Source organism: Eubacterium segne, from assembly GCF_014287775.1.
GTDB lineage: Bacteria > Bacillota > Clostridia > Lachnospirales > Lachnospiraceae > Eubacterium_G > Eubacterium_G segne.
The window spans coordinates 210,363-234,304 of the sequence record NZ_JACOOZ010000006.1 but is presented as its reverse complement, the minus strand read 5'-3'; the positions used below and the strand labels follow the sequence as shown (position 1 = coordinate 234,304).

General features: G+C 35.7%; 21 protein-coding genes. 5 read left to right on the top strand and 16 right to left on the bottom strand.

Annotated elements, in window-relative coordinates:
• Window positions 1-17: 17 nt before the first annotated feature.
• The 12 genes from H8S00_RS09950 to gap all read right to left on the bottom strand — a co-directional run bounded on the left by H8S00_RS09950 (window position 18) and on the right by gap (window position 12,698).
• Window positions 18-512: a phosphatase PAP2 family protein gene (locus tag H8S00_RS09950; protein ID WP_118590040.1), complete on the bottom strand. Its 495-nt coding sequence runs from the start codon at window positions 510-512 to the stop codon at window positions 18-20.
• A gap of 3 nt (window positions 513-515) precedes the next feature.
• On the bottom strand, window positions 516-695 hold the full coding sequence (locus H8S00_RS09945) for a DUF6472 family protein (protein ID WP_021953909.1): 180 nt from the start codon (window positions 693-695) through the stop codon (window positions 516-518).
• An 8-nt stretch (window positions 696-703) separates the two neighbouring features.
• Window positions 704-1,891 carry a pyridoxal phosphate-dependent aminotransferase gene (locus H8S00_RS09940; RefSeq protein ID WP_186840494.1) on the bottom strand — a complete coding sequence of 396 codons (1,188 nt, stop codon included), beginning with the start codon at window positions 1,889-1,891 and terminating at the stop codon, window positions 704-706.
• Between the two features lie 19 nt (window positions 1,892-1,910).
• Window positions 1,911-2,375, bottom strand: coding sequence for an SsrA-binding protein SmpB (gene smpB / locus H8S00_RS09935; protein WP_186840493.1), 465 nt, complete (start codon window positions 2,373-2,375; stop codon window positions 1,911-1,913).
• Between the two features lie 21 nt (window positions 2,376-2,396).
• Window positions 2,397-4,523, bottom strand: a complete 2,127-nt coding sequence (gene rnr / locus H8S00_RS09930; RefSeq protein ID WP_186840492.1) for a ribonuclease R — start codon at window positions 4,521-4,523, stop codon at window positions 2,397-2,399.
• Window positions 4,524-4,599: 76 nt separating this feature from the next.
• Window positions 4,600-4,854, bottom strand: coding sequence for a preprotein translocase subunit SecG (gene secG, locus H8S00_RS09925; RefSeq protein WP_366459764.1), 255 nt, complete (start codon window positions 4,852-4,854; stop codon window positions 4,600-4,602).
• A gap of 249 nt (window positions 4,855-5,103) precedes the next feature.
• Window positions 5,104-6,375: a phosphopyruvate hydratase gene (gene eno / locus H8S00_RS09920; protein ID WP_118590046.1), complete on the bottom strand. Its 1,272-nt coding sequence runs from the start codon at window positions 6,373-6,375 to the stop codon at window positions 5,104-5,106.
• Between the two features lie 80 nt (window positions 6,376-6,455).
• Window positions 6,456-7,766, bottom strand: coding sequence for a CapA family protein (locus H8S00_RS09915; protein ID WP_021953903.1), 1,311 nt, complete (start codon window positions 7,764-7,766; stop codon window positions 6,456-6,458).
• Window positions 7,767-7,836: 70 nt separating this feature from the next.
• On the bottom strand, window positions 7,837-9,381 hold the full coding sequence (gpmI, locus tag H8S00_RS09910) for a 2,3-bisphosphoglycerate-independent phosphoglycerate mutase (RefSeq protein ID WP_118590048.1): 1,545 nt from the start codon (window positions 9,379-9,381) through the stop codon (window positions 7,837-7,839).
• 78 nt (window positions 9,382-9,459) lie between these two features.
• Window positions 9,460-10,209, bottom strand: coding sequence for a triose-phosphate isomerase (gene tpiA, locus H8S00_RS09905; protein WP_118590050.1), 750 nt, complete (start codon window positions 10,207-10,209; stop codon window positions 9,460-9,462).
• A 170-nt stretch (window positions 10,210-10,379) separates the two neighbouring features.
• On the bottom strand, window positions 10,380-11,585 hold the full coding sequence (locus H8S00_RS09900) for a phosphoglycerate kinase (RefSeq protein WP_021953900.1): 1,206 nt from the start codon (window positions 11,583-11,585) through the stop codon (window positions 10,380-10,382).
• A 96-nt stretch (window positions 11,586-11,681) separates the two neighbouring features.
• A complete protein-coding gene (gap, locus tag H8S00_RS09895) occupies window positions 11,682-12,698 on the bottom strand; it encodes a type I glyceraldehyde-3-phosphate dehydrogenase (RefSeq protein WP_118590052.1) in 1,017 nt (338 codons plus the stop codon).
• 321 nt (window positions 12,699-13,019) lie between these two features.
• Between gap and H8S00_RS09890 the strand changes: the two genes are divergently transcribed.
• Window positions 13,020-13,787 carry a histidinol-phosphatase HisJ family protein gene (locus H8S00_RS09890; RefSeq protein WP_021953898.1) on the top strand — a complete coding sequence of 256 codons (768 nt, stop codon included), beginning with the start codon at window positions 13,020-13,022 and terminating at the stop codon, window positions 13,785-13,787.
• 61 nt (window positions 13,788-13,848) lie between these two features.
• Here H8S00_RS09890 and H8S00_RS09885 read toward each other — a convergent pair whose 3' ends face one another.
• Window positions 13,849-14,973: a cysteine desulfurase family protein gene (locus H8S00_RS09885; RefSeq protein ID WP_118590056.1), complete on the bottom strand. Its 1,125-nt coding sequence runs from the start codon at window positions 14,971-14,973 to the stop codon at window positions 13,849-13,851.
• Window positions 14,974-15,060: 87 nt separating this feature from the next.
• Between H8S00_RS09885 and H8S00_RS09880 the strand changes: the two genes are divergently transcribed.
• A complete protein-coding gene (locus H8S00_RS09880) occupies window positions 15,061-16,581 on the top strand; it encodes a putative polysaccharide biosynthesis protein (protein ID WP_186840491.1) in 1,521 nt (506 codons plus the stop codon).
• On the opposite strand, the gene H8S00_RS09875 is transcribed toward H8S00_RS09880, so the two are convergent.
• Both H8S00_RS09875 and H8S00_RS09870 read right to left on the bottom strand, forming a co-directional pair.
• Window positions 16,578-18,323: an ABC transporter ATP-binding protein gene (locus H8S00_RS09875; protein WP_118590060.1), complete on the bottom strand. Its 1,746-nt coding sequence runs from the start codon at window positions 18,321-18,323 to the stop codon at window positions 16,578-16,580. The genes H8S00_RS09880 and H8S00_RS09875 overlap by 4 nt on opposite strands.
• Window positions 18,324-20,051 carry an ABC transporter ATP-binding protein gene (locus H8S00_RS09870; RefSeq protein ID WP_118590062.1) on the bottom strand — a complete coding sequence of 576 codons (1,728 nt, stop codon included), beginning with the start codon at window positions 20,049-20,051 and terminating at the stop codon, window positions 18,324-18,326.
• Between the two features lie 217 nt (window positions 20,052-20,268).
• On the opposite strand from H8S00_RS09870, the gene ptb reads away from it, so the two are divergent.
• From ptb to H8S00_RS09855, 3 genes are read left to right on the top strand one after another with little or no spacing between them, the layout of a single operon-like run.
• The gene (gene ptb / locus H8S00_RS09865; protein ID WP_021953893.1) at window positions 20,269-21,180 is read left to right on the top strand and encodes a phosphate butyryltransferase; all 912 of its coding nucleotides are present in this window, start codon (window positions 20,269-20,271) and stop codon (window positions 21,178-21,180) included.
• 11 nt (window positions 21,181-21,191) lie between these two features.
• Complete coding sequence (gene buk, locus H8S00_RS09860; RefSeq protein WP_021953892.1) at window positions 21,192-22,256, top strand: butyrate kinase; 1,065 nt, start codon at window positions 21,192-21,194, stop codon at window positions 22,254-22,256.
• Between the two features lie 18 nt (window positions 22,257-22,274).
• Window positions 22,275-22,472 (top strand): PspC domain-containing protein, encoded by a 198-nt coding sequence (locus tag H8S00_RS09855; RefSeq protein WP_021953891.1) that lies wholly within the window; start codon window positions 22,275-22,277, stop codon window positions 22,470-22,472.
• 76 nt (window positions 22,473-22,548) lie between these two features.
• On the opposite strand, the gene H8S00_RS09850 is transcribed toward H8S00_RS09855, so the two are convergent.
• A complete protein-coding gene (locus tag H8S00_RS09850; RefSeq protein ID WP_118590064.1) occupies window positions 22,549-23,913 on the bottom strand; it encodes an NCS2 family permease in 1,365 nt (454 codons plus the stop codon).
• Window positions 23,914-23,942 lie beyond the last annotated feature (29 nt).

Below are 23,942 nucleotides of genomic sequence, written 5' to 3'. Positions count from 1 at the left end.
TAGTCTCCAATCCTTAATTAAATAATGTAAAATCCAATTACTCCACTTAATATTCCAATAATAGCTCCGACAATTACATCTTTTGGAAAATGTACTCCTGCTATTACTCTCATAAAACACATTAAAAAACTGTCAGCCAAAATAAGAATTCCCAAATGAACACTTATATAAAGTGCTGACATACCTATAACAAATGCTGAAAAAACATGACGGCTCGGCATTGACTGCCCCGTCTTTTCTTTTTTTACAACAGGCTTAAATTCATACAAAGTATAAGGTCTTGGTGCGTCCACAACATACCTGAAAATACTAACCAATATAAAAGATATGCCTGTTACTAAAACTATTCTTATTACCCTTTCATCCCTGTTTACTGCAAGAAATATAAGTATAACAAAATATGCCATATATACTACTCCCGTAATAATATTATTGGCATATTTTACTATACTTTCTCCATGTGGATATTTTCTTACAAATTCTGAAATCTTTATGTAAGTTTCCTGTTTCATTACCTACTGCTTTCTTGCTATTCTATATTCATCACCATATGAGAAATATGGACAGCTGGAGTTTTTAAACTGAAGTAATCTGGCTAAATCATCTTCATCCATGTTTACCACACACCCATATTCCTCATATTCTTCATCATAAACATAATTACTGCAAAATTCGCAACTATTTTGTTCACTCATTATTTCACCTACTTCTGATAGCTTTCTGCTAATTTCTTAAATGCCGGCAATGCATCCTCAATCTGTTTTGTCTGAACACAGTAAGAAATTCTTACATATCCCGGTGTTCCAAAGCTGTCAGCAGGAACTAACAAAAGTTCATGCTCTTTTGCCTTTTCGCAGAATTCATGGGCATCATCTCCCATTGCCTTTACAAAAAGATAAAATGCTCCATCAGGATATACACATTCATATCCCATTTCCGTAAGGTTGTTGTAAAGTAAATCCCTGTTTACCTTATAAATTGAAATATCCGCTGTATCATCAATACACTTTTCAATAACTCTCTGATACATACTTGATGCACATACATACCCAAGGGCACGTCCTGCACCACAAACTGCTGCATAGGCATCTCCTGCATCTTTCATCTTTGGAGAAACAACAATGTATCCTATACGTTCTCCCGGAAGGGATAAAGCCTTGCTGTATGAATAACATACAAAAGTATCATCATAGTAATTAATAAGATATGGAACCTCTATATCATCATAAACCAATTCTCTGTATGGCTCGTCCGTTACAAGAAAAATAGGATGTCCATATTCCTTTTCCTTCTTTCTTAACAAATCGCACATTTTTTCAATTGTTTCTACTGAATAAACAACACCTGAAGGATTGTTAGGAGAATTTATTACAACTGCTTTTGTTTTCTCATTAATTGCAGCCTCAAATCCTTTCATATCTACCTGAAATGTTTTATCTTCAGATTTAACAGCCACAAGCTTTGCACCTGTTCTCTCTAAAAATACCCCATATTCCGAGAAATAAGGTGTAAACACTATACACTCGTCATCTTTCTGCATTATTGCATTAAATACAATGGTAAGAGATGATGCTGCACCACAGGTCATATAAATGTTATCCGGTGCAATCTCTGTATTAAATCTGTTATTAATGTAATTTGCAATTGTAGTTCTAACCTTTGCATCTCCCTGAGCTGATGTATAGCCGTGAAGTGCCACTGAATCAAAATTGTTTACAAGGTCAATTATGGCATCATTTACTGATTTAGGTGCCGGAACACTTGGATTCCCTATGCTGAAATCAAAAACATTTTCAGCCCCTATTTCTGCCTTTCTCTTATTTCCATATTCAAAAATTTCCCTTATTTCTGAACGTACCTTTCCTAATTTAACTAATGATTCTGTATACATTTTATATCCTCCTGTCACTTTATCTCATTCTGATTTTGAAATCTCTTTCGCTTTCTCTCTTAATGTCTCTCTTTGCAATATCCTGTCGCTTATCATAGAGTTTCTTACCTCTTGCAAGACCTATCTCCATCTTCACCAAACTTCCCTTAAAGTAAACCCTAAGCGGAACCAGTGTTAGTCCCTTTTCATTTAACTTTCCTACAAGCTTATTTATCTCATATTTGTGAAGCATTAATTTCTTAGGTCTTAAAGGATCCTTGTTAAAAATATTGCCTTTTTCATATGGATTAATATGCATTCCATATATAATAACTTCTCCGTTATCCACTCTCACAAAGGATTCCTTAATACTGCAATGTCCCGCACGCAGGGACTTAACCTCAGTGCCATGCAACACAATTCCCGCTTCATAAGTATCCTCAATAAAATAATCATGTCTTGCCTTTTTGTTAGTAGCAATTAACTTTTCAGAAATTTTTGCCATGTTTTTCCCCTCCTTCCATATTTATACCATACTAAAATCAATTGTTCCAGTTACTTTATCAGCATTTTCCACCCTGATTTTCACTATCTGACCTAGCTTATATGTCTTCATTGTCTGCTGACCTTTAAGGCTATAGGAGGCCTCATCGTATTCGTAATGGTCATCTGTCATATTTGATACATGAACCAGTCCCTCTACTGTATTTTCCAATTCAACATACACGCCAAAGCTTGTAACTGAAGATATGACACCTGTATATTCTTCTCCTATAAAGCCTCTCATATATTCAGCTTTCTTCATTTTTTCAGAATCTCTTTCTGCATCATCTGCCCGTCTTTCAGTCATGCTACAATGCTTAGTGACCTCCGGCAAAATAGACTTGTAATGTTCAATATGCTTTTCCGTCATGTCATCGCGAAGACATTCCTTGATAATTCTATGAATCTGTAAATCCGGATACCTTCTTATAGGTGATGTAAAATGACAATAATATTTTGCAGCCAGGCCAAAATGTCCCAAACACTCCGGTGTGTATTCAGCCCTTTTCATTGAACGAAGGGTAACTCTGCTAATCATTGCCTCCTCCGGAGTTCCTTCAATACTTTTCAAAAGCTTCTGTAATTCCTTTGGATGTACCTCGTCTTTAGACATTTTAACATGATATCCGAAATTAGTAATGAACAATGACAGCTGTTTCATTCTGTCACTGTCAGGTTTTTCGTGATTTCTGTAAACAAAAGGTATCTGCTGCCAAAAATAATATTCTGCAATGGTTTCATTTGCCATAAGCATAAAATCCTCAATAATCTTTGTGGCTGCATTTCTGTCATAAGGTTTAATAGACACAGGATAACCCTTTTCATCTAATGTAATTTTACATTCAGGAAAATCAAAATCTATTGCTCCTCTGCCATATCTTTTTTCCCTGATTATTGAAGATAACTCTGCCATAAGCTGAAACATGGGCACTAATTCACTGTACTCATTCATTGTATCGGGATTTTTGTTTGTAATAATCTCATTTACCGCTGTATAGGTCATTCTCCTGTCAACATTAACTACAGTTTCTGCTACCTGATGATCAATTACTTCCCCATTTTCGTTTATTTTCATAATACAGCTAAGAGCTAATCTGTCAACGCCCTGATTTAACGAACATATGCCATTAGATAACTTATGGGGAAGCATTGGAATAACCCTATCTACCAGATATACGCTGGTTCCCCGCTCTTTTGCCTCCTTATCAAGAGGAGAATTTTCTACTACATAATGAGACACGTCAGCAATATGAACTCCTAAAGTATAAATACCATCTTCCTTTTTAAGGGTTATGGCATCGTCTAAATCCTTTGCATCCTCTCCATCAATTGTAACCGTCTGCCAGTCCCTGATATCAAGTCTGTCTTCTTTATCCTTTTCCTGTACCTCTTCAGGAATATTTTCAATTTGTTCCATCACCTCTTTAGGATATTCACATGGTATGTTATATCCCTTTACAATTGAAAGAATGTCAACTCCCGGGTCGTTTACATGTCCTAAAATTTCTATGACTTTTCCTTCCGGTTTTCTATCCTTTGAACCATAATCAGTGATTTTCACCACTACTTTATGTCCCTGTACAGCCCCCATGGTGTACTTTCCCGGAATATAAATATCACTTGATATTCTATTGTTATCAGGAAGCACATATCCAAAAGATTTATTTTTCTGGAAATATCCCACCACTTCACTTATTTCGTGAGATAAAACTTTTATAACCTTTCCTTCTTTTCTCTTTCCTGTAGAAAAAGGCTCTACCGCCACTAAAACAGTGTCATGATGAAAGGCTCCTCCAATATTTTTTTCCGGTATGAAATAATCTTCCTCTTCACCTTCTACCTCCACAAAACCAAAACCTTTTTCATTACTTATAAAAATTCCTTTTACATAGGTTTCTTTTGGCAGGCTATATTTTCCCCTTTTGGATATGGTTATTTTTCCTTCGTTAACCAGCTCAGACAATACAAAATCCAACAGTTTTCTGTCTTCTTTTTTTACATTTAATATTACTGCTAACTCTTTAAACTTCATTGGTACATAATGCTTATCATTCATAAGACTCATAAGCACCTTTTTCTTTTCTTCTATTATGTCTTTATATTCTGCCATTCAATATCCTTTCTCAATATATAGAAAAAAGGTGTAGAAATCTACACCTTCATCAGTCAGTCATTTTTAATTAATCTTAATAATTGATAAATCCCATATTAAGAATTATAGAAATTACAAAGAATAAAACTACGCAAACCTTAGTAGCTTTTTCAAGCTTACCTTCCATTGAACGTCCTTTGTTCTTTCCCCAATATGATTCAGCAGCGCCACTAATAGCTCCTGTAAGACCTGCCTGCTTTCCTTCCTGAAGTAAGATAACTACTGTTATAATTAAACAAATTATCATAAACACTACTGTTAATACTCTTAATAATGTCAATGTCCACACCTCCTCTATATTTCTTTATGGAAAACACCACACGCTTCCCCTCTAATTCGTATCAAACATTGATTATCTTAACATATTAAGGTACTAAAATCAAGTATAAATTGTGGAAGGATCAATCCATGAATTGGACAACATTTACGAATATATCGCAAATGAGAAATTAGCTCCTGAAAATGCCCAAGGACAAAATCTGTAAAACAACTCCTGTTTCCAGGAGTTGCCTTCTCAGCGGACAATTGATATATTTTTCTAAATACCCATCTGCTCTTCAATTCTTAATAACCTGTTATATTTAGCCGTCCTCTCTCCCCTGCAAGGTGCTCCGGTTTTTATATACCCTGTATTTAATCCTACTGCCAAATCAGCTATTGTTGTATCTTCACTTTCCCCGGAACGATGGGACATAATGGCAATATATCCCATATTTTGAGCCATCTTTACTGCATTTAAGGTTTCCGTTACTGTTCCTATCTGATTTGGTTTAATTAATATTGCATTGGCACATTTATTTTTTAATCCCCTTTTAAGTCTTTTAACATTAGTAACAAACAAATCATCTCCAACTAAACGGATTTTATCTCCTAATTTTTCCGTGATTTTCTCCCAGCCTTTCCAGTCTTCCTCATCTAAGGGATCTTCAATGGAAAAAATAGGATACTTATCTGAAATTTCTTCCCACATTTCTATTAATTCATCTGTATTCATCTGCTTGTTTTTCTTTGGCATAAGATACTCTCCCACCTGATTTGTTTTCCACTCGGAAGCTGCCACATCAAGGGATATTTTAAAATCTTCATTAGCCTTGTATCCTGCATTTTCTATAGCTTTTACAATAATATCAAGGGCTTCTTCTTCCCCTGACAAATCAGGGGCAAATCCTCCTTCATCTCCTACTGCCACTGATAATCCCTTGGATTTCAGTATTTTTTTCAGACTGTCATAAACTTCTGCACACCATCTAAGCCCTTCCCTGAAACTGTCAGCTCCAACAGGCAAAATCATAAATTCCTGTACATCAATATTATTTGATGCGTGGGCACCACCATTTAATATGTTCATCATTGGAACCGGCAGAGTTTTGGCACTTATTCCTCCCACATATTTATATTCAGGAATATTTAAAGCTAAAGCACAGGCCTTCGCATTTGCCATTGATACTGCAAGTATTGCATTAGCCCCTAATTCTCCCTTATTTTCAGATTTGTCCAGATTCATTATAATATGGTCTATTTTATTTTGATTTAAGGCATTTTCTCCTTCTAAAGCAGGATATATTTCCTCATTAATGTTTTTTACTGCTTTTAATACACCTTTTCCACCATACCTTTTTTCTCCATCTCTTAATTCCACCGCCTCAAATATACCTGTAGATGCTCCTGATGGAACAATGGCACATCCTGTATATATTTCTCCCGGCATTCCCAAAGCCTTTACGGTAACTTCCGCTTCCACTGTAGGATTTCCCCTTGAATCCATGACTTCCCTGCCCTTTACATTTACTATTTTCAAATATTTATACATAAAAACCTCCCATTGCGTTAAATAATTACCAGTAATTATTTTGTACATATGAGAGGTTTTTATCCAATTTATTATTTTTTTTATTCTATCACCCAGTCTCCAAAAACTTCCTGGGAAAGTTTTGTTAAATCCGTGTATGTCACAGGATTTGACCACTGTATACTGTGTCCCTGCAACATGTCCTGTGAATATTCAGACAGTCTATATGTATATTGCTGTCTTATCACTCCCTGAGACTTCCCCCACACATAGTGATTAACTGTAGGAACGACTCCTGCCTTCTTTTTTAATATTCGTATACCTTTCTCATCTTTTCTAATGGTTAGCTTTGCCATTCCTCCTAACAGCGTTTTCCAGTTTTCCTGTCCGGAGGTGTAATTTCCAAGGGAATAATAGCATAATGCCGAATTTCCGTTATCAGATTTAATCCATTGAATTTTTTCAACTACATGAGGATGGGTTCCTATTATTAAATCTGCTCCTGCTTCAACCATCATCTTCGCCCACTTTTCCTGCTCCGGTATTGGGTCCGGCTGAACATATTCCTGCCCCCAATGGGGAAGTACAATGGTAAAGTCTGCTATCTGTTCAGCTTTTTCTATATCTGACTTTACCTTATCCCAGTGGGCATCATCTAAAAGATTTACAAGATATCCTTTATCCTCAGGCAATTTAAAGCCATTTAAGCCATATGTATAATTAAGAATGGCAAACTTTATACCCTTACACTTAAATATGGGAATGGTATTGTATTCTTCTTCATTTTCATTAAGTCCCACCATAAGAACTTTCTTTTTATGTTTTTTCCAATATTTAATACAATGTTCTATTCCTTCTACTCCCGTATCATAGGAATGATTTGATGCCTGCTGCACAATGTTAAACCCTGCATCCATAATGGCTTTTCCCATGCTGTCAGGGGTGTTAAAGCATGGATAACCTTTATATTCAAACTTGTCTCCACCAAGTATTGTTTCCTGATTTATAATAGCTATGTCTGCTTTTTTAAAATCCGGCTTCATTTTTTCATACACACTTGAAAAATCATAGGTTCCATCGCTTCTTTTAGCTGTATATAAAACCGAATCACTTACCAAATCGTCTCCAACCGCAATAAGGGTAACATCTGTCTTTTCTGCCTTTACTTTTTTTGTGGTTTCTTTTTCCTTATTATCTGTAGTTTCATTTTTTGTGTATGCAGGAGTAGCCATTGCCTCTTTTACATTATTATTTTTCTTTTTCCCTGCAATACCGGCTGTTACAGCTGCTGTTATTACAAGGCATATACTTAATATGCATATAGCAACTCTTTTTGTGTTTAATTTTTTCCTTCTTATATACCTGGAACGATACCGGGTATAATTCATTTTTGCTTTTTTTCTTTTTTTCATTGCATTCCTTTTAATATTAAAGGCGTGGCAATTTTATAAACTGTCACGCCTCAAATCATATATAATTTAATTATTTTTCAATTAAAAGTGATTTTCCTGTCATTTCCTTTGGCTGTTTCATTCCCATAAGTTCAATTAATGTAGGAACAATATCAGCTAACACACCATTTTCTCTTAATGTGTATTTAGGATCTGCATTAACCAAAATAAATGGTACAGGATTAGTTGTATGTGCTGTATATGGTTCTCCTGTTTCGTAGTCAATTAACTGCTCTGCATTACCATGGTCTGCGCAGATAAATAACTGTCCGTCAACTTCTTTGATAAATTCAACCACTTCACCAACACACTCATCAATAACTTCTATTGCCTTAACCGCAGCTTCCATAACTCCTGTATGACCTACCATGTCAGGGTTAGCAAAGTTTGTTATAATCACATCGTATTTTCCACCTGTAATCGCCTTACAAACTTCATCACAAACTGTATATGCGCTCATTCTAGGCTTCTTGTCGTATGTTGGAACATACTTAGGAGATTCAACTAATATTCTGTCCTCTCCTTCGTTTGGTTCTTCCACACCACCGTTAAAGAAGAATGTTACATGGGCATATTTTTCTGTTTCAGCTATTCTTGCCTGTTTTAATCCATTAGCTGCGAGGAATTCACCAAATGTGTTTGTTACTTCTACCTTCTTAAATGCAATTAACTTATTTGGAATAGTAACATCGTATTCTGTAAAGCATACAAATACTAAATCAAGCTTCTTTTCTCTGTTAAATCCTGTAAAGTCATCTGCGCAGAAAGCTCTTGTAATCTGACGTGCTCTATCAGGTCTAAAGTTGCAAAATACCACCGAGTCACCGTCTTTAATAGTTGCTACAGGCTGTCCGTCTTTAGTAATAACTGTTGGAAGCATAAATTCATCTGTTACATCCTTTGCATAAGAATCCTTTATAGCTGCAACCGGGTCAGTTTCCTGTACCCCTTCACCCTTTGTCATTGCCACATATGCCTTTTCTTCTCTATCCCAGTTGTTATCTCTGTCCATTGCATAATAACGTCCTGAAACGGTAGCTACTTCACCAACACCGATTTCCTTCATCTTTTCAACTAACTGTTCCATATATTCAGCAGCTGATGATGGAGGTGTATCTCTTCCGTCTAAGAATGCATGAACATATACCTTGTCTAATCCGAATTTCTTTGCCATTTCAATTGTGCCATAAATATGTGTGTTATGACTATGCACACCACCGTCTGACAATAATCCGAAAATATGAAGTGCACTGTTGTTATTCTTGGCATTTTCCATTGCCTTTACAAGCTCTTCATTTTCAAAGAATGTTCCGTCTTCAATTTCTTTTGTGATTCTTGTAAGTTCCTGGTAAACAATACGTCCTGCACCCATGTTAAGATGTCCAACCTCTGAGTTACCCATCTGTCCATCAGGAAGACCTACTGCTAAACCACTGGCATAACCTTTAACGTATGGATACTCAGCCATAAGCTTATCCATATTAGGTGTATTTGCCTGTAAAACAGCATTTCCTTCTACTTTATCATTTAAACCGTAACCGTCTAATATCATCAATACCGTAGGTTTCTTGCTCATTCTATTTCTCCTTTATTCTCTATAAACCCATAACAGAACGCCGGTTACATCCGGCGTCCTGTATGTTTAGACAATTTATTATTTGTTATAGTTTACAATCTTTCCAAAATCCGGCTTAAGGCTTGCACCGCCTACTAAACCACCGTCAATGTCAGGTTTAGCTAATAACTCAGCTGCATTTCCGGCATTCATTGATCCGCCATACTGAATTCTGATTGCTTCAGCTGTAGCTTCATCATAAACTTCCTTAATGCATTCTCTGATTGCTGCACATACTTCTTCAGCCTGGTCAGATGTTGCTGTCTTACCTGTTCCAATAGCCCAGATTGGCTCATAAGCGATAACTGCTGTCTTAGCCTGATCTGCTGTTACATTTAAGAAAGCAATCTTAATCTGCTGACGAATCCAGTCAATTGTAATTCCCTGTTCTCTCTGTGTAAGAGATTCTCCACAACAAATGATTGGTGTAATACCATGTTCAAATGCCTTAAGAACTTTCTTATTAACTGTTTCATCTGTTTCAGCAAAGTATTCTCTTCTTTCTGAATGTCCGATAATAACGTATTTTACTCCAATATCTGTAAGCATGTTAGGAGCGATTTCTCCTGTATATGCTCCACTTTCTTCAAAGTACATATTTTCTGCACCAATGCTGATGTTAGTATCCTTTGCTGCTTCAATGGCAGGAACTAAATCAATAGCAGGTACGCAAAATACTACGTCTACTTCGTCATTTGCTACTAATGGCTTTAATTCATTTATTAATGCAACTGCCTCGCTAGGAGTTTTGTTCATTTTCCAGTTGCCTGCAATAATCTTCTTTCTCATGTTTATGTCTCCTTTATATGTTAACACTTTTTCCATTCCTTATTGACGTTCCACGTCAATAAGCACGCTGGCATTCGCCAGCTTCACAAAAATAAATCTATGAACAAATGAATGCAAGCATTCATTGTTCTTGATTTATTTTTGTGTAAATGGACTCATTTGCCTTAGCGTTATTTGTCGTTTGCTGCTACAACACCTGGTAAATCTTTTCCTTCAAGGAATTCAAGTGAAGCTCCACCACCTGTTGAAATGTGAGTCATCTTATCGCCGAATCCAAGGTTGTTTACTGCTGCTGCTGAATCACCACCACCGATGATTGTTGTTGCATCTGTGTCAGCTAATGCCTGAGCTACTGCTACAGTACCTGCTGCAAGACATGGGTTTTCTGAAACGCCCATAGGTCCGTTCCAAACTACTGTCTTAGCATTCTTTACAGCATCTGCAAAAAGTTCACGTGTCTTAGGTCCAATATCAAGTCCTTCCTTGTCATCAGGAATTGCATTAGTTGGAACTATCATTGTTTCAATTTCTGCGTCAATAGGATCAGGGAATCCGTCAGCTGCAACTGTATCAATAGGAAGTAATAATTTCTTTCCTAATTCTTCTGCCTTCTTAATCATATCAAGGCAGTAATCTAACTTAGTATCATCAACTAATGAAATACCAACGTTTCCTCCCTGTGCCTTAACAAATGTGTATGCCATACCACCACCAATAATAAGTGTATCGCATTTTTCAAGTAAGTTGTTAATAACATTTAACTTATCAGCAACCTTAGCGCCACCAAGAATAGCTACGAAAGGTCTTACAGGATTGTTTACTGCATTTCCAAGGAAATCGATTTCCTTCTGCATTAAATATCCAACTACTGCTGTATCAACATATTTTGTAACACCAACGTTTGAGCAGTGTGCTCTATGAGCTGTACCAAAAGCATCATTTACAAATACATCACAAAGTGAAGCTAATTCCTTTGAGAATTCGTCTCCGTTCTTTGTTTCTTCTGCTCTGTAACGTGTATTCTGAAGAAGAACTACGTCTCCATCCTTCATAGCTGCTACAGCTGCCTTAGCATTTTCACCTACTACATTGTCATCTGCTGCAAACTTAACTTCCTGTCCTAATAATTCTGAAAGTCTTACTGCTACAGGTGCAAGAGATAATTCAGGCTTTGGCTCTCCCTTTGGTTTTCCAAGATGTGAGCAAAGTATAACCTTTCCACCATCATTAATTAATTTCTTGATTGTAGGAAGTGCTGCAACAAGACGGTTTTCGTCTGTAATAACACCTTCCTTTAAAGGTACATTAAAGTCACAACGAACTAAAACTCTTAATCCTTTAACATTAATATCATCAACTGATTTCTTATTAAGCATATTTGTGCTCCTTTCATATAACAAAAGGTCCGGCCCTAAAGCCGGACCCATTTGGATCTAATTTAAATATTAGAGAACTTTTATAATACTTATTAATTAAGCAAGTTCTGAGAAGTATTTAATTGTTCTAACCATCTGGCTTGTGTATGAGTTTTCATTGTCATACCATGAAACAACCTGTACTTCATAAGTATCATCGTCAACCTTTGATACCATTGTCTGTGTTGCATCGAATAATGAACCATATCTCATTCCTACGATATCGCTTGATACGATTTCGTCTTCATTGTATCCGTAAGATTCATTTGAAGCTGCCTTCATTGCTTCGTTGATTCCTTCAACAGTAATGTCTTTTCCCTTAACTACAGCTGTAAGAACTGTTGTTGATCCTGTAGGAACTGGAACTCTCTGTGCAGAACCGATTAATTTTCCGTTTAATTCAGGAATAACTAATCCGATAGCCTTTGCAGCACCTGTTGAGTTAGGAACGATGTTAACTGCTGCTGCTCTTGATCTTCTTAAATCACCTTTTCTCTGTGGTCCGTCAAGAGTCATCTGATCACCTGTGTAAGCATGAATTGTTAACATGATACCACTCTGGATTGGAGCGTACTTGTTAAGTGCATCAGCCATAGGTGCTAAACAGTTTGTTGTACATGAAGCTGCTGAGATAATTGTATCTTCCGGCTTAAGTGTTGTATGGTTTGTATTGTAAACGATTGTAGGAAGATCATTTCCAGCTGGAGCTGAAATAACAACCTTACGAGCACCTGCATCGATATGAGCCTGAGCTTTTGCCTTAGATGTATAGAAACCTGTACACTCTAAAACTACGTCTACATTAAGCTCGCCCCAAGGACATTTTGAAGCATCTGCTTCAGCGTAAATCTTGATTTCCTTACCATCAACGATGATAGAGTCTTCTGTAGCTGAAACTGTATCAGCCTTTTCGTATTTACCCTGTGATGAATCATACTTTAATAAGTGAGCTAACATCTTAGGACTTGTTAAGTCGTTGATAGCTACTACTTCATAACCTTCTGCTCCAAACATCTGTCTGAATGCAAGACGTCCGATACGTCCAAATCCGTTAATTGCAACTTTAACTGCCATTTGATTTTTCCTCCTAAAAATAAGAATTTAAAAATTTTTTGTTAATCTTCATTAACCTAAAACTTATTTTACATAATTCATTTACAAATATCAAGGTGTTTTTGTGGTTTTTATTGGTTTTTTGTTAAAATTTTGTCAAGAAATCCATAATTGCACTTAAAAGTAGATTTTTATTGGTATTTTTGTTATATTTTTCTAGGTGTAAACAAAATATTTTCACCGGCTGTTTTTGTTATTAATGCAAAAGCCTGATTGTTTTAACAACTGATATTTTGCTTATTTTTTCATTTTTTATTCATGCACACTAATAAAGGAGTTTTTATGTATTCAGATTATCATGTTCACAGCAGTTTTTCTTTTGACAGCGAGGAAACTTTAGATAATATTATAAAAAAAGCAGTTTCTTTAAATATGAAACAAATTGCCATAACAGACCATCAGGATTTTAACTGGCCTGTTAAAGGAGAGTCACCTTATATTGATTTTAACAGGTATTTTGACACATTAAACCATTATGCAGACAAGTATAAAAACAAAATTCAGATTCTAAAAGGTGTGGAACTTGGCATTACAATGGATAATGTCCAATTATGCAGGAAGCTTTTACATAATGTAAACTTTGATTTTGTTATAGGCTCCTGCCATGTGGTTGACAATATGGACCCTTATTATTACAGTTTTTGGGAATCCCACACCGACAGGGAGGCTTTTGAATTGTACTTTTCCACCCTCCTTGATGCTTTGCATAGTTTTAATTCCGTTGATACCTTAGGTCATTTGGATTACATAGTGCGATACAGCCCAAATAAAGATGCTAATTACTGTGTTTTTGATTACATGGATGTAATTGATGAAATATTAAAGTTTATTATTACTCACTATATAAAGTTGGAAATTAACACAGCAGGACTTGCTAAGGGTCTTGATTTTCCAAATCCTCACACAGACATTATAAAACGTTACACTGAACTTGGTGGAAAATATGTGACGATAGGTTCTGATGCCCACAAGGCTTGTGATATAGGTTTTGGTTTCAACAAAATAGAGGATATAGCTAACAGATATAATTTAAAGATTTATGAGAAATAATTTATGTAAAGCTACGTGGCTGTATGGATTTGTTCCTATGGCACACGTAGTTTTTCTTTTTTTACCTGCTTCTTAACATTTTTATGTTTTCCTTTAATCTGTGAATGGTGTAATCAATTTCTTCCTTTGTGTTATCACTGCACAATGTTATTCTTACAGTTCCATAAGCAAATTTCTCCGGTACACCTATTGCAGATATTACATGGGATGGTGCATCTGAACCTGAGGAACAGGCCGAGCCTGATGAAATACATATGCCGTCATTATCCATTAATACTACTAACGAGGTACCATCCACTCCTGCAATGGTAAAATTGGCATTTCCCGGAAGCCTTCTTGCCATACTGCCGTTTAATTTTATATACGGTATTTCACTTAAAACTCTGTTTATAAGATAATTTCTTAAATTAGTTTCCTTTTGCACTCTATCATTAAAGTTAGACATCACTTCCTGTAACGCCCCGTTCATTCCAGCAATGCCAATTACATTTTCCGTTCCTGAACGTTTTCCTCTTTCCTGTCCCCCTCCATAAATAAGGGGGATCATTTTTTCAGGATTTCTCACATATAAAAATCCCACTCCCTTTGGTCCATGAAACTTATGGCTGCTGGCACTCATCATGTCAAGATTCATTTTCTCCACGTCTATGGATACATGCCCAAAAGCCTGAACTGCATCTGTATGAAAAATTATATTATGCTCCTTAGCAATCTTACCTATTTCTTTTACAGGCTCTATTGTTCCAATTTCATTGTTGGCAAACATAATTGAAATAATTGCCGTGTCATTCCTTATATTTCGTTCCACATCATCAGCATTTACCACTCCCTGACTGTCTACGTTTAGGTAAGTTGCTTTCATTTTATCCTTTTCTAACTGCTGACACTTATTTAAAATTGCGTGATGTTCGATTTTTGATGTTATTATGTGTTTTCCGTTATTTTTTGAGTTTTCTAATGCCCAGTTATCGGATTCAGTTCCTCCGGAGGTAAAGAAAATATTTTCCGGTTTGGCATTTATAAAATCTGCTATGTTTTTTCTGGTTTCTTCAATAAGTTCCTTGGACATTTTTGAAAAAGCATACACTCCTGACGGATTAGAATACACTTCATTTATATAAGGCTCCATTGCCTTTATTGCCCCATCGCTTATTTTTGTAGTTGCTGCATTATCCAGATATATCATGGCCTACTCCTTTATTTATTTTATGTTAATAGCATTTTTTCCCATTTTGTGAATAAATTGTATAAATAATTATTGCTATGTGTTGCTATGTCAGTAAAAAATCAAATTATCAAAGGTACAATTATTCTTACCCTTGCCAGTGTTTTAAGCAGGGTAATAGGTTTCTTATATAGAATATTCCTGTCAAACTTAATAGGTGCAAGAGGTATGGGAATTTTTCAATTAATCTTTCCGGTTTTAGGCTTTTGTGTTGCCTTAAGCTGTGGTGGAATACAAATTGCCGTATCCAGATTTGTTGCAGAAAGCCGTAATAACAAAGATAAATTTCTTGTATTTGTAAGTAGCATTATAATGTCATTATTTCTGTCTGTTACAACAGCACTTCTGCTTTTTTATTTTGCAGACAGTATTTCTTTACACATAATAAAAAACAATGAATGTGAAAAACTTTTAAAATATGCAGCCATAACCATTCCCCTTACCACCTTTCATGCCTGTGTATCGGGATATTATTTAGGTCTGAAGAAAACCTTTGTTCCGGCTGTTTCCTCTATTTTTGAGCAGATTGTTAAGGTTATTTCCCTATACATATTAGGACTGGTCTGGGTGGAAAAAGCCATAGAAATCACTCCTCTTATTGCAGTATATTCAATGGTAATATCAGAATTAGGAGGGGTTATTTTCTGTGTAATTGCAATAAGCACTGAAAAAATCTACAAATTTAAAATTAACCAGCTTTTCTTTCAGATTAAAAATCTTTTTTCAGTTTCATACATACTTACAATTAACAAGATAATGATTACATTTCTTCAATGTATAGAAGCTATATTAGTACCTATTGTTCTGGTAAAAAGCGGAATGACTTCTAATGATGCCTTAAGTGTTTATGGAATACTTACCGGAATGGCACTTCCAGTGGTCACTTTTCCATCAGCCATTAATACATCTGTTTCTACCATGATTTTACCTGCCATTGCAGGAGAAAATGCCGGTGGCAAGTCTCAAAACGTAATAAAAACCACAGAGGTATCTGTATGGTTCTCCTTTGTCACGGGAATATTTTGCATAGGTATTTTCCTATGTTATGGTGATTTTATAGGAACTACAATTTTCGGTCATAGTGAAGCAGGTGAATATATCAAAATATTGGCATGGCTTTGCCCTTTTATGTATTTATCCATTACTTTAGGCTCCGTACTTCATGGTCTTGGAAAAACCAACACTGCCTTTGTCCATAATGTAATAGGTACCATTATAAGGCTTGTCTGTCTTTGGTTTATAGTTCCCCTTATTGGTATAACAGGCTATTTATGGGGACTTTTAATAAGTAATCTGTTAACAACCCTTCTCCACGGATTATATATTTATAAAGAAATACATTTCTCCTTCTCCGCTACAGATAACATTATAAAACCCACTGCCTGGCTATTTTGCAGTCTGGTAGCGGGTAAACTGATAAAATTTATATTTAGTTTTTCTTCTTTCTCCGGCAAAATGTTTGACATAGTTTCTGCCGGAATAAGTGCCCTTGCTATTATGCTTGTATTTCTATACTTTATAAAAAACGAAATTGATTTTAAGAAGTCAAACTGTGGCACAGCCTTTTAGCTGTTCCACAGTTTATAATAAAATCCTTTTTTGGCAAGAAGCTCCTCATGATTTCCCTGCTCAATAATCTTTCCTGCATTCATAACCAAAATACAGTCTGCTTCTTTTATGGTTGAAAGTCTGTGGGCAACAATAAAGGTTGTTCTTCCTTTCATCATTTTGTTAAATGCCCTTTGTATCCTGATTTCCGTTCTTGTATCAATGGATGAAGTAGCTTCATCTAAAATAAGCATTGGTGGCAATGCCAGCATTACCCTTGTTATACAAAGAAGCTGTTTTTGCCCCTGGGAAAGATTTCCTCCATCTTCTCCTATAACAGTATCGTATCCCTCCGAAAGACGCTTTATAAAACTATGAGCATGACTTGACTTTGCAGCACTTATTATTTCTTCTCTTGAGGCGTCAGGCTTTGCCATGGCAATATTTTCAGCTACAGTTGCATTTCTAAGCCATGTTTCCTGCAACACCATTCCGTAAGAATTTCTAAGGCTTTTTCTTGTTACATCTCTTATATCTTTTTCTTCTACTGATATTTTTCCCGAATTAACATCGTAAAATCTCATAAGAAGATTTATTATTGTAGTCTTACCGCAACCTGTAGGCCCTACTATGGCAACACGTTCTCCCGGTGCCACATGAAGATTCAGGTTTTCTATAAGCTTTTTGTCAGGTACATAGGAAAAATCAACATTTTCAATATCGACCTTTCCTGATATGTTATCAAGTACCGTATCTTCATTTTTTTCAACATCTTTTACCGGTTCTTCATTTATCAGTGTAAATACTCTTGCACTACATGCAATTGCATTTTGAAGTTCCGTAACAACACCTGATATTTCATTAAAAGGCTTTGTGTACTGATTTGCATAGCTTAATATACATGTCAGACCACCTACTGTAATTCCTCCGGTTAAAACCGCTTCTAAACCACCACTTATGGTAACCCCTGCATAAACTAAATTGTTTACAAATCTGGTAGATGGGTTAGTTATAGAGGAATAGAAAGTTGCCTTCATATTAACATCACATAATCTGTCATTTACTTCATCAAACCTTTTAACAGTGTTTTCTTCCTGTCCAAAGGCTTTTACAACTTTAATACCACTAATTGTTTCATCTATTAATGCCGTCTGCTCACCTCTTATTTCTGACTGCTTTCTAAACATAGAATAGGTGCGCTTTGCAATAAAGCCTGCCACAAAGAAAGAAACCGGTGTAATTAAAATTACAACTAAGGCTATTTTCCAGTTAGTCTGCAACATAAATATAAGGGTTAAAACAATGGTTACAACTCCCGTAAAGAGATTTGAAAATCCCATAAGCAAACCGTCTGCTAACTGGTCAACATCTGTAATTACATTATTTACTATGTCGCCACTTGACCTTGAATCAATGTAGCTTACAGGAAGTCGCTGCGTCTTTGCAAATGCTTCCTCTCTTATATCTCTTATTACATTAAATGTAATTCTGTTGTTACATAGTCCCATAATCCACTGGGCAATTCCTGCCACTATGGCACAAATCACTATGGTAAAAATCACATTCTTAAGTCCCGAAAAATCTACCTTTTTAGCATCAATAATTTTATCTGTTCCATAACCTATAAGCTTTGGAATATACAATGATAGTACAACATACACCACAGCAAAGACCATGGAGCCTGCCAACATGTACCAATATTTTTTTATTCTTTTTCCCAGTTCTATGAGAGCCTCTTTTTGTGAAATCATATTATCTTTCATTTATTTGCCCTCCTCTTGTGATTTTTTAAACTGTGAATCATATATTTCTTTATATACATGACAATTTTCCAGCAATTCCTCATGTTTTCCCACTCCTGCTACTTTTCCGTCATCTAACACTAAAATGTTATCTGCATCCATTATGGCAGCAGTTCTTTGGGAAACCACAAAAACCGTGGTATCCTTTAATTCCTTTATGGCTGCCCTAAGCTTTGCATCTGTAACAAAATCCAGTGCTGAAGAACTGTCATCTAATATAAGGATTTCCGGATTTCTTACAAGAGCTCTTGCAATACTAAGACGCTGTTTTTGTCCTCCGGAAAAGTTCTTTCCGTTTTGTGCCACATCAGCATCTAAGCCGTTATCCTTTTCCATAACAAAATCATAGCTTTGGGAACGTTTTAACGCCATTATCATATCTTCTTCCGTGGCATTTTCATTCCCCCACAAAAGATTGCTTCTAATAGTTCCCTTAAACAACAATGCCTTTTGAGGTACTATACCAACCTTCATTCCCAGTTCTTCCTTATTAAACTCCTTTACATCTACACCTTCTATTTTAACGGTGCCTTCCGTGGCATCATAAAATCTTGGTATAAGATTTACAAGGGTGGTTTTTCCAGAGCCTGTTCCACCTATGATTCCAATAGTCTGACCTTTTTTAACTTTAAGATTTACTCCTTCTATGGATGGCTCCTTTGATAATTCATAGGTTAAGGATACATTGTCAAATTCCACAATATTTTCCTTATCACTACCCTGCTTTAAAGTTCCCTGCTCTATATTGCATGGTATATCAAATATGTCCTGTATTCTTTTCGCGGAAGCAAATGCCTTTGTAAGATTAATAATAAGACTTGCCAATTTAACTAATTCAACTAAAACCTGAGACATATAGTTAACTAAGGCAACAACCTTTCCCTGAGTCAGTATGCCTGTATCAACCCTTTCCCCACCTATCCACAAAATTGCAATAATAGCAACGTTTATAACTATATAGGTCATAGGATTCATTATTGTGGAAATTTTTCCGGCAAAAATCTGAAATTTATTTAATAGTTCATTTTCACTATTATATCTGTCAATTTCTTCATCTTCCTTATTAAAAGCCCTGATAACTCTTGTACCGCTTAAATTTTCTCTGGTACTTCCCATTACCTTGTCAAGAGCTCCCTGAACCTTTTTGTAAAGAGGAATTGTTATAAGCATTATTCCATATACTATAACTGACAAAACCGGTATGGAAACAGCAAATACCAATGCGGTTTTAAAATCAACAAAAAATGCCATAATCATGGCACCGAAAACAATAAAAGGTGAACGAAGTAACAGTCTGAGAGCCATGTTTACCTGAGACTGAACAAGGTTCGCGTCTGCTGTCATTCTTGTAATAAATGTAGATGCGCCGTATTTATCTACATTGGTATAGGAAAGCTTTTGAATATGACTAAATAACTCATGTCTTAATTCCTGTCCGAAACCGGCTGATGCTTTTGCAGCAAAATACTGGGCTGTAATGGAAAATGCCAGTCCCACAAAAGCTAATAATACAAGAACTCCTCCCATTTTTAACACATATGATGTGTCATTTGTCTTTATACCATTGTCAATAATTGCTGATACTACTAACGGTACAATTAAATCAAAACATGCTTCAAGCATTTTAAACAATGGTGCGCAAAATGATTCCTTCTTATAATTTTTTAAATACTTTAGTAAACTCTTCATGAATACGTCCTCAAATTAATTTTTTACTAAACAAGTATACCCTTTATGGTTAAAGTTAGCAATTAGAAAATATTTATACTTTTTATGGAACATCTTTTCCCTATAAACAGCGTTTTTCCTTGACCGAATGTGGTGCTGGTGCTATTATTTAAGGTGGTTTATCCCAAATATTGCAGGGCAATATTTGAAGAAAATAAAATTTAAGAGGTACATGAATATGAGTAAAAGTTTTGATGATTTACTAAAACAGGTTGCAGATTGTCCTAAAAAGACTGTTGCTGTAGCATGCGCACACGATGATGCTGTTTTGGAGGCTGTAAAGGCTGCAAAAGAAAGAGGCATTGCCGATGCTATTTTAGTTGGTGATGAATCTAAAATAAGAACAATTGCACAGGTTCTTAAAATGCATTTAAATGATTATAAAATAATCGATGTTGCCGATCCTATTGAAGCAGCAAGAACTGCTGTTAAATTAGTTCATGACGGCGAAGCTGATATGTACATGAAGGGACTTATTGATACAAAATCATTCCTTAAGAGTGTATTAGATAAGGAAGTTGGTTTAAGAACAGACAAAACATTATCACATGTTTGCGTATTTGAAATAAAGGGTATTGATCATCTTTTATTCTTATCAGACGTTGCTTTTGTTCCTTATCCTAATCTCGAAACAAAGGCAAACATTATTAGAAACACAGTTGAAATTGCTCATGCCTGTGGCATTGAGTGTCCTAAGGTTGCACCACTTGCAGCAGTTGAAGTTGTAAACCCTAAGATGCCTTGCACAGTTGATGCTGACGAACTTACAAAAATGAATGAAAATGGTGAAATTGAAGGATGTATCGTTGACGGACCTCTTTCCCTTGACCTTGCTATTGAGCCTCAGGCTGCATTCCACAAAGGAACAACTAACAGAAAAATTGTTGGTGATGCTGATGTATTATTATTCCCTGATATTCACGCAGGTAACATTACATATAAGGCATTAGTTCACACTGCTGAATGTAAAAACGGTAATATTTTAACAGGTACAAAAGCTCCTGTTATTCTTACATCCCGTTCAGATGAATTTGAAGTTAAAGTTAACTCTATTGCTCTTGCAGCAATCGTTGCAGAGAAATTAAAATAAAGGAGGCAGTTATGTCATATAAAATTTTAATTATTAATCCGGGTTCTACTTCTACTAAAATTGGTGTTTATGAAGATGAAACCCAGTTAATGGAAGAAACTCTCAGACATTCTACAGAAGAGATTGCACAGTATGCTACTATTTATGATCAGAAGGATTTCAGAAAAGAAGTTATTCTTGATGTTTTAAAGGAAAAAGGTGTAGACCTTAATGATATTGATGTTGTTGTAGGTCGTGGTGGTCTTCTTAAACCAATACCAGGTGGTACATATGAAACAACACCTGAATTATTAGAGGATTTAAAGATTGGAAAACAGGGACAGCATGCTTCTAACTTAGGCGGTATTCTTGCTAAAGAGATTGCATCTGAAATCAATGTTCCATCATATATTGTTGACCCTGTAGTTGTTGATGAATTACAGGACGTTGCAAGACTTTCAGGTCACCCTGAAATGCCAAGAATTTCAATTTTCCATGCATTAAACCAGAAGGCTGTTGCTAAGAGATATGCGAAAGAAGTTGGAAAAGCATATGAAGACCTTAACTTAATCGTTGTTCATATGGGTGGCGGTGTTTCAGTTGGAGCTCATAAGAACGGCAAGGTTATTGATGTTGCCAATGCTTTAGATGGTGACGGTCCTTTCTCTCCTGAAAGATCAGGTGGACTTCCATCAGGTGCTTTAATGAAGCTTTGCTTTAGCGGAAAATATACTCAGGCTGAAGTTTCAAAGATGATTAACGGTAACGGTGGTTTCAATGCTTATGTTGGAACTAACGATATGAGAGACCTTGTAAAAATGGCTAAGGATGATGAAAAAGCCCAGTTAGTAATGGATGCTTTCCATTATCAGTTAGCAAAAGAAATCGGTGCTATGGCTGTTGTTCTTGGTGGTAAGATTGACCAGATTATCTTAACAGGTGGTATTGCTTACAATGCTATCACTCAGGAATACTTCAAGAACGCTGTAAGTTTCCTTGCTCCTATAACAATTTATCCTGGTGAAGATGAATTATTAGCTTTAGCACAGGGTGCATTAAGGGTTATGAGTGGCGAAGAAAAGGCTATGACTTATTAATAAGATAAGGAGTTTTTTATGAAGAAAAGACTATGTAAATCCGGTACTGACAGAAAGTTATGCGGTGTATGTGGCGGTTTAGGTGTTTATTTAAACATTGATTCTACTGTTGTAAGACTTATTTGGTGTCTTGTTACATTGTGTTCATGTGGTACGGGTATTGTTGCTTACATCATAGCAGCATTGGTTATGCCTGATGATGAAATAATACAATAACAAAATAATGATAGACAAACAAAACAAAACCGGGCTTTGAAGCCCGGTTTTGTTTTGTTTATTGGTTTTAAACTTTTTATAAGAATATATATTTCAAAACGAATAATACAGCTAAAACATATAATAATGGTTTAACCTTCTTAGCCTTTCCACAAACAAGGTTAAGTAATACATATGAAATAATACCTACTGAAATACCTTCTGAAATGCTATAGAATAATGGCATTGCAATAATACAAAGGTAAGCAGGAATTGCTTCTGTTAAATTTTCATCTGTAAACTTAATGTCTGTAATTGCACCAAACATAAGGAATCCAACCATAATAAGTGCCGGAGCTGTAGCGAATGATGGAATTGTTATAAATAAAGGTGAGAAAATTACAGCTACTAAGAATAACACACCTGTAATAACTGCTGTAAGACCTGTACGTCCACCTTCTGCTACACCTGCTGATGACTCAACGAATGTTGTTGTTGTTGATGTACCAAGTATGGCACCTGCTGATGTTGCAATAGCATCTGATAAAAGTGCAGGTTTGATGTTTGGTAACTTTCCATTTTCATCAAGCATACCTGCCTTTGTACTTACACCGATGATTGTTCCCAATGTATCAAATAAGTCAACAAAAAGGAATGCAAATACAACAATAATAAAGTTTACAATACCTACAGCCTTGAAATCAAGATTAAAGCACTGTCCAAATGTTTTTCCTAATGCTGAAAAATCAAAGCTTACAAATCTTGTAGGAATAACTGAGAAAAAGCTCTCGTTATCAGGAACATAGATTTTTGTAAGTTCACATATAATTCCAAGAACCCATGTTGATACGATACCAATAAGAATTGAGCCTTTAACTCTCTTAATATAAAGTATAGCTGTAATAAATACACCAATAACAGCTAATAATGCTGTGATTCCGGCTGTGTGGAAATTCTTTGTGAAATCAGTAATAGTAACAAGTGTTGATGAATCTACAACAAGACCTGCATTCTGTAATCCGATAAATGCAATAAATAAACCGATACCAACTGATACTGCTTTCTTAAGATTAAGTGGAATTGCATCAAAGATAGCTTCACGTACATTTGTTAATGAAAGTACAATAAAGATAATACCTTCAACAAATACTGCAAATAACGCTACCTGCCATGAATATCCCATTTCACCACAAACTGTGTATGCAAAATACGCATTAAGTCCAAGACCTGCTGATAAAGCAAATGGAAGATTTGCCATAAAAGCCATACACATAGTACCGATAAATGATGCTAAACATGTTGCAATAAGGATAGCTTCCTTATCCATGCCTGTGCCATCACTTAAGATGTTCGGGTTTACAGCCAAAATATATGCCATAGTCATAAATGTTGTAAGACCCGCAATTACTTCTGTTTTTACAGAAGTGTTGTTCTGTTTGAGTTTGAAAATTTTTTCTAACATTTTCCTCTCCGTACAGTCCTCTGACCATA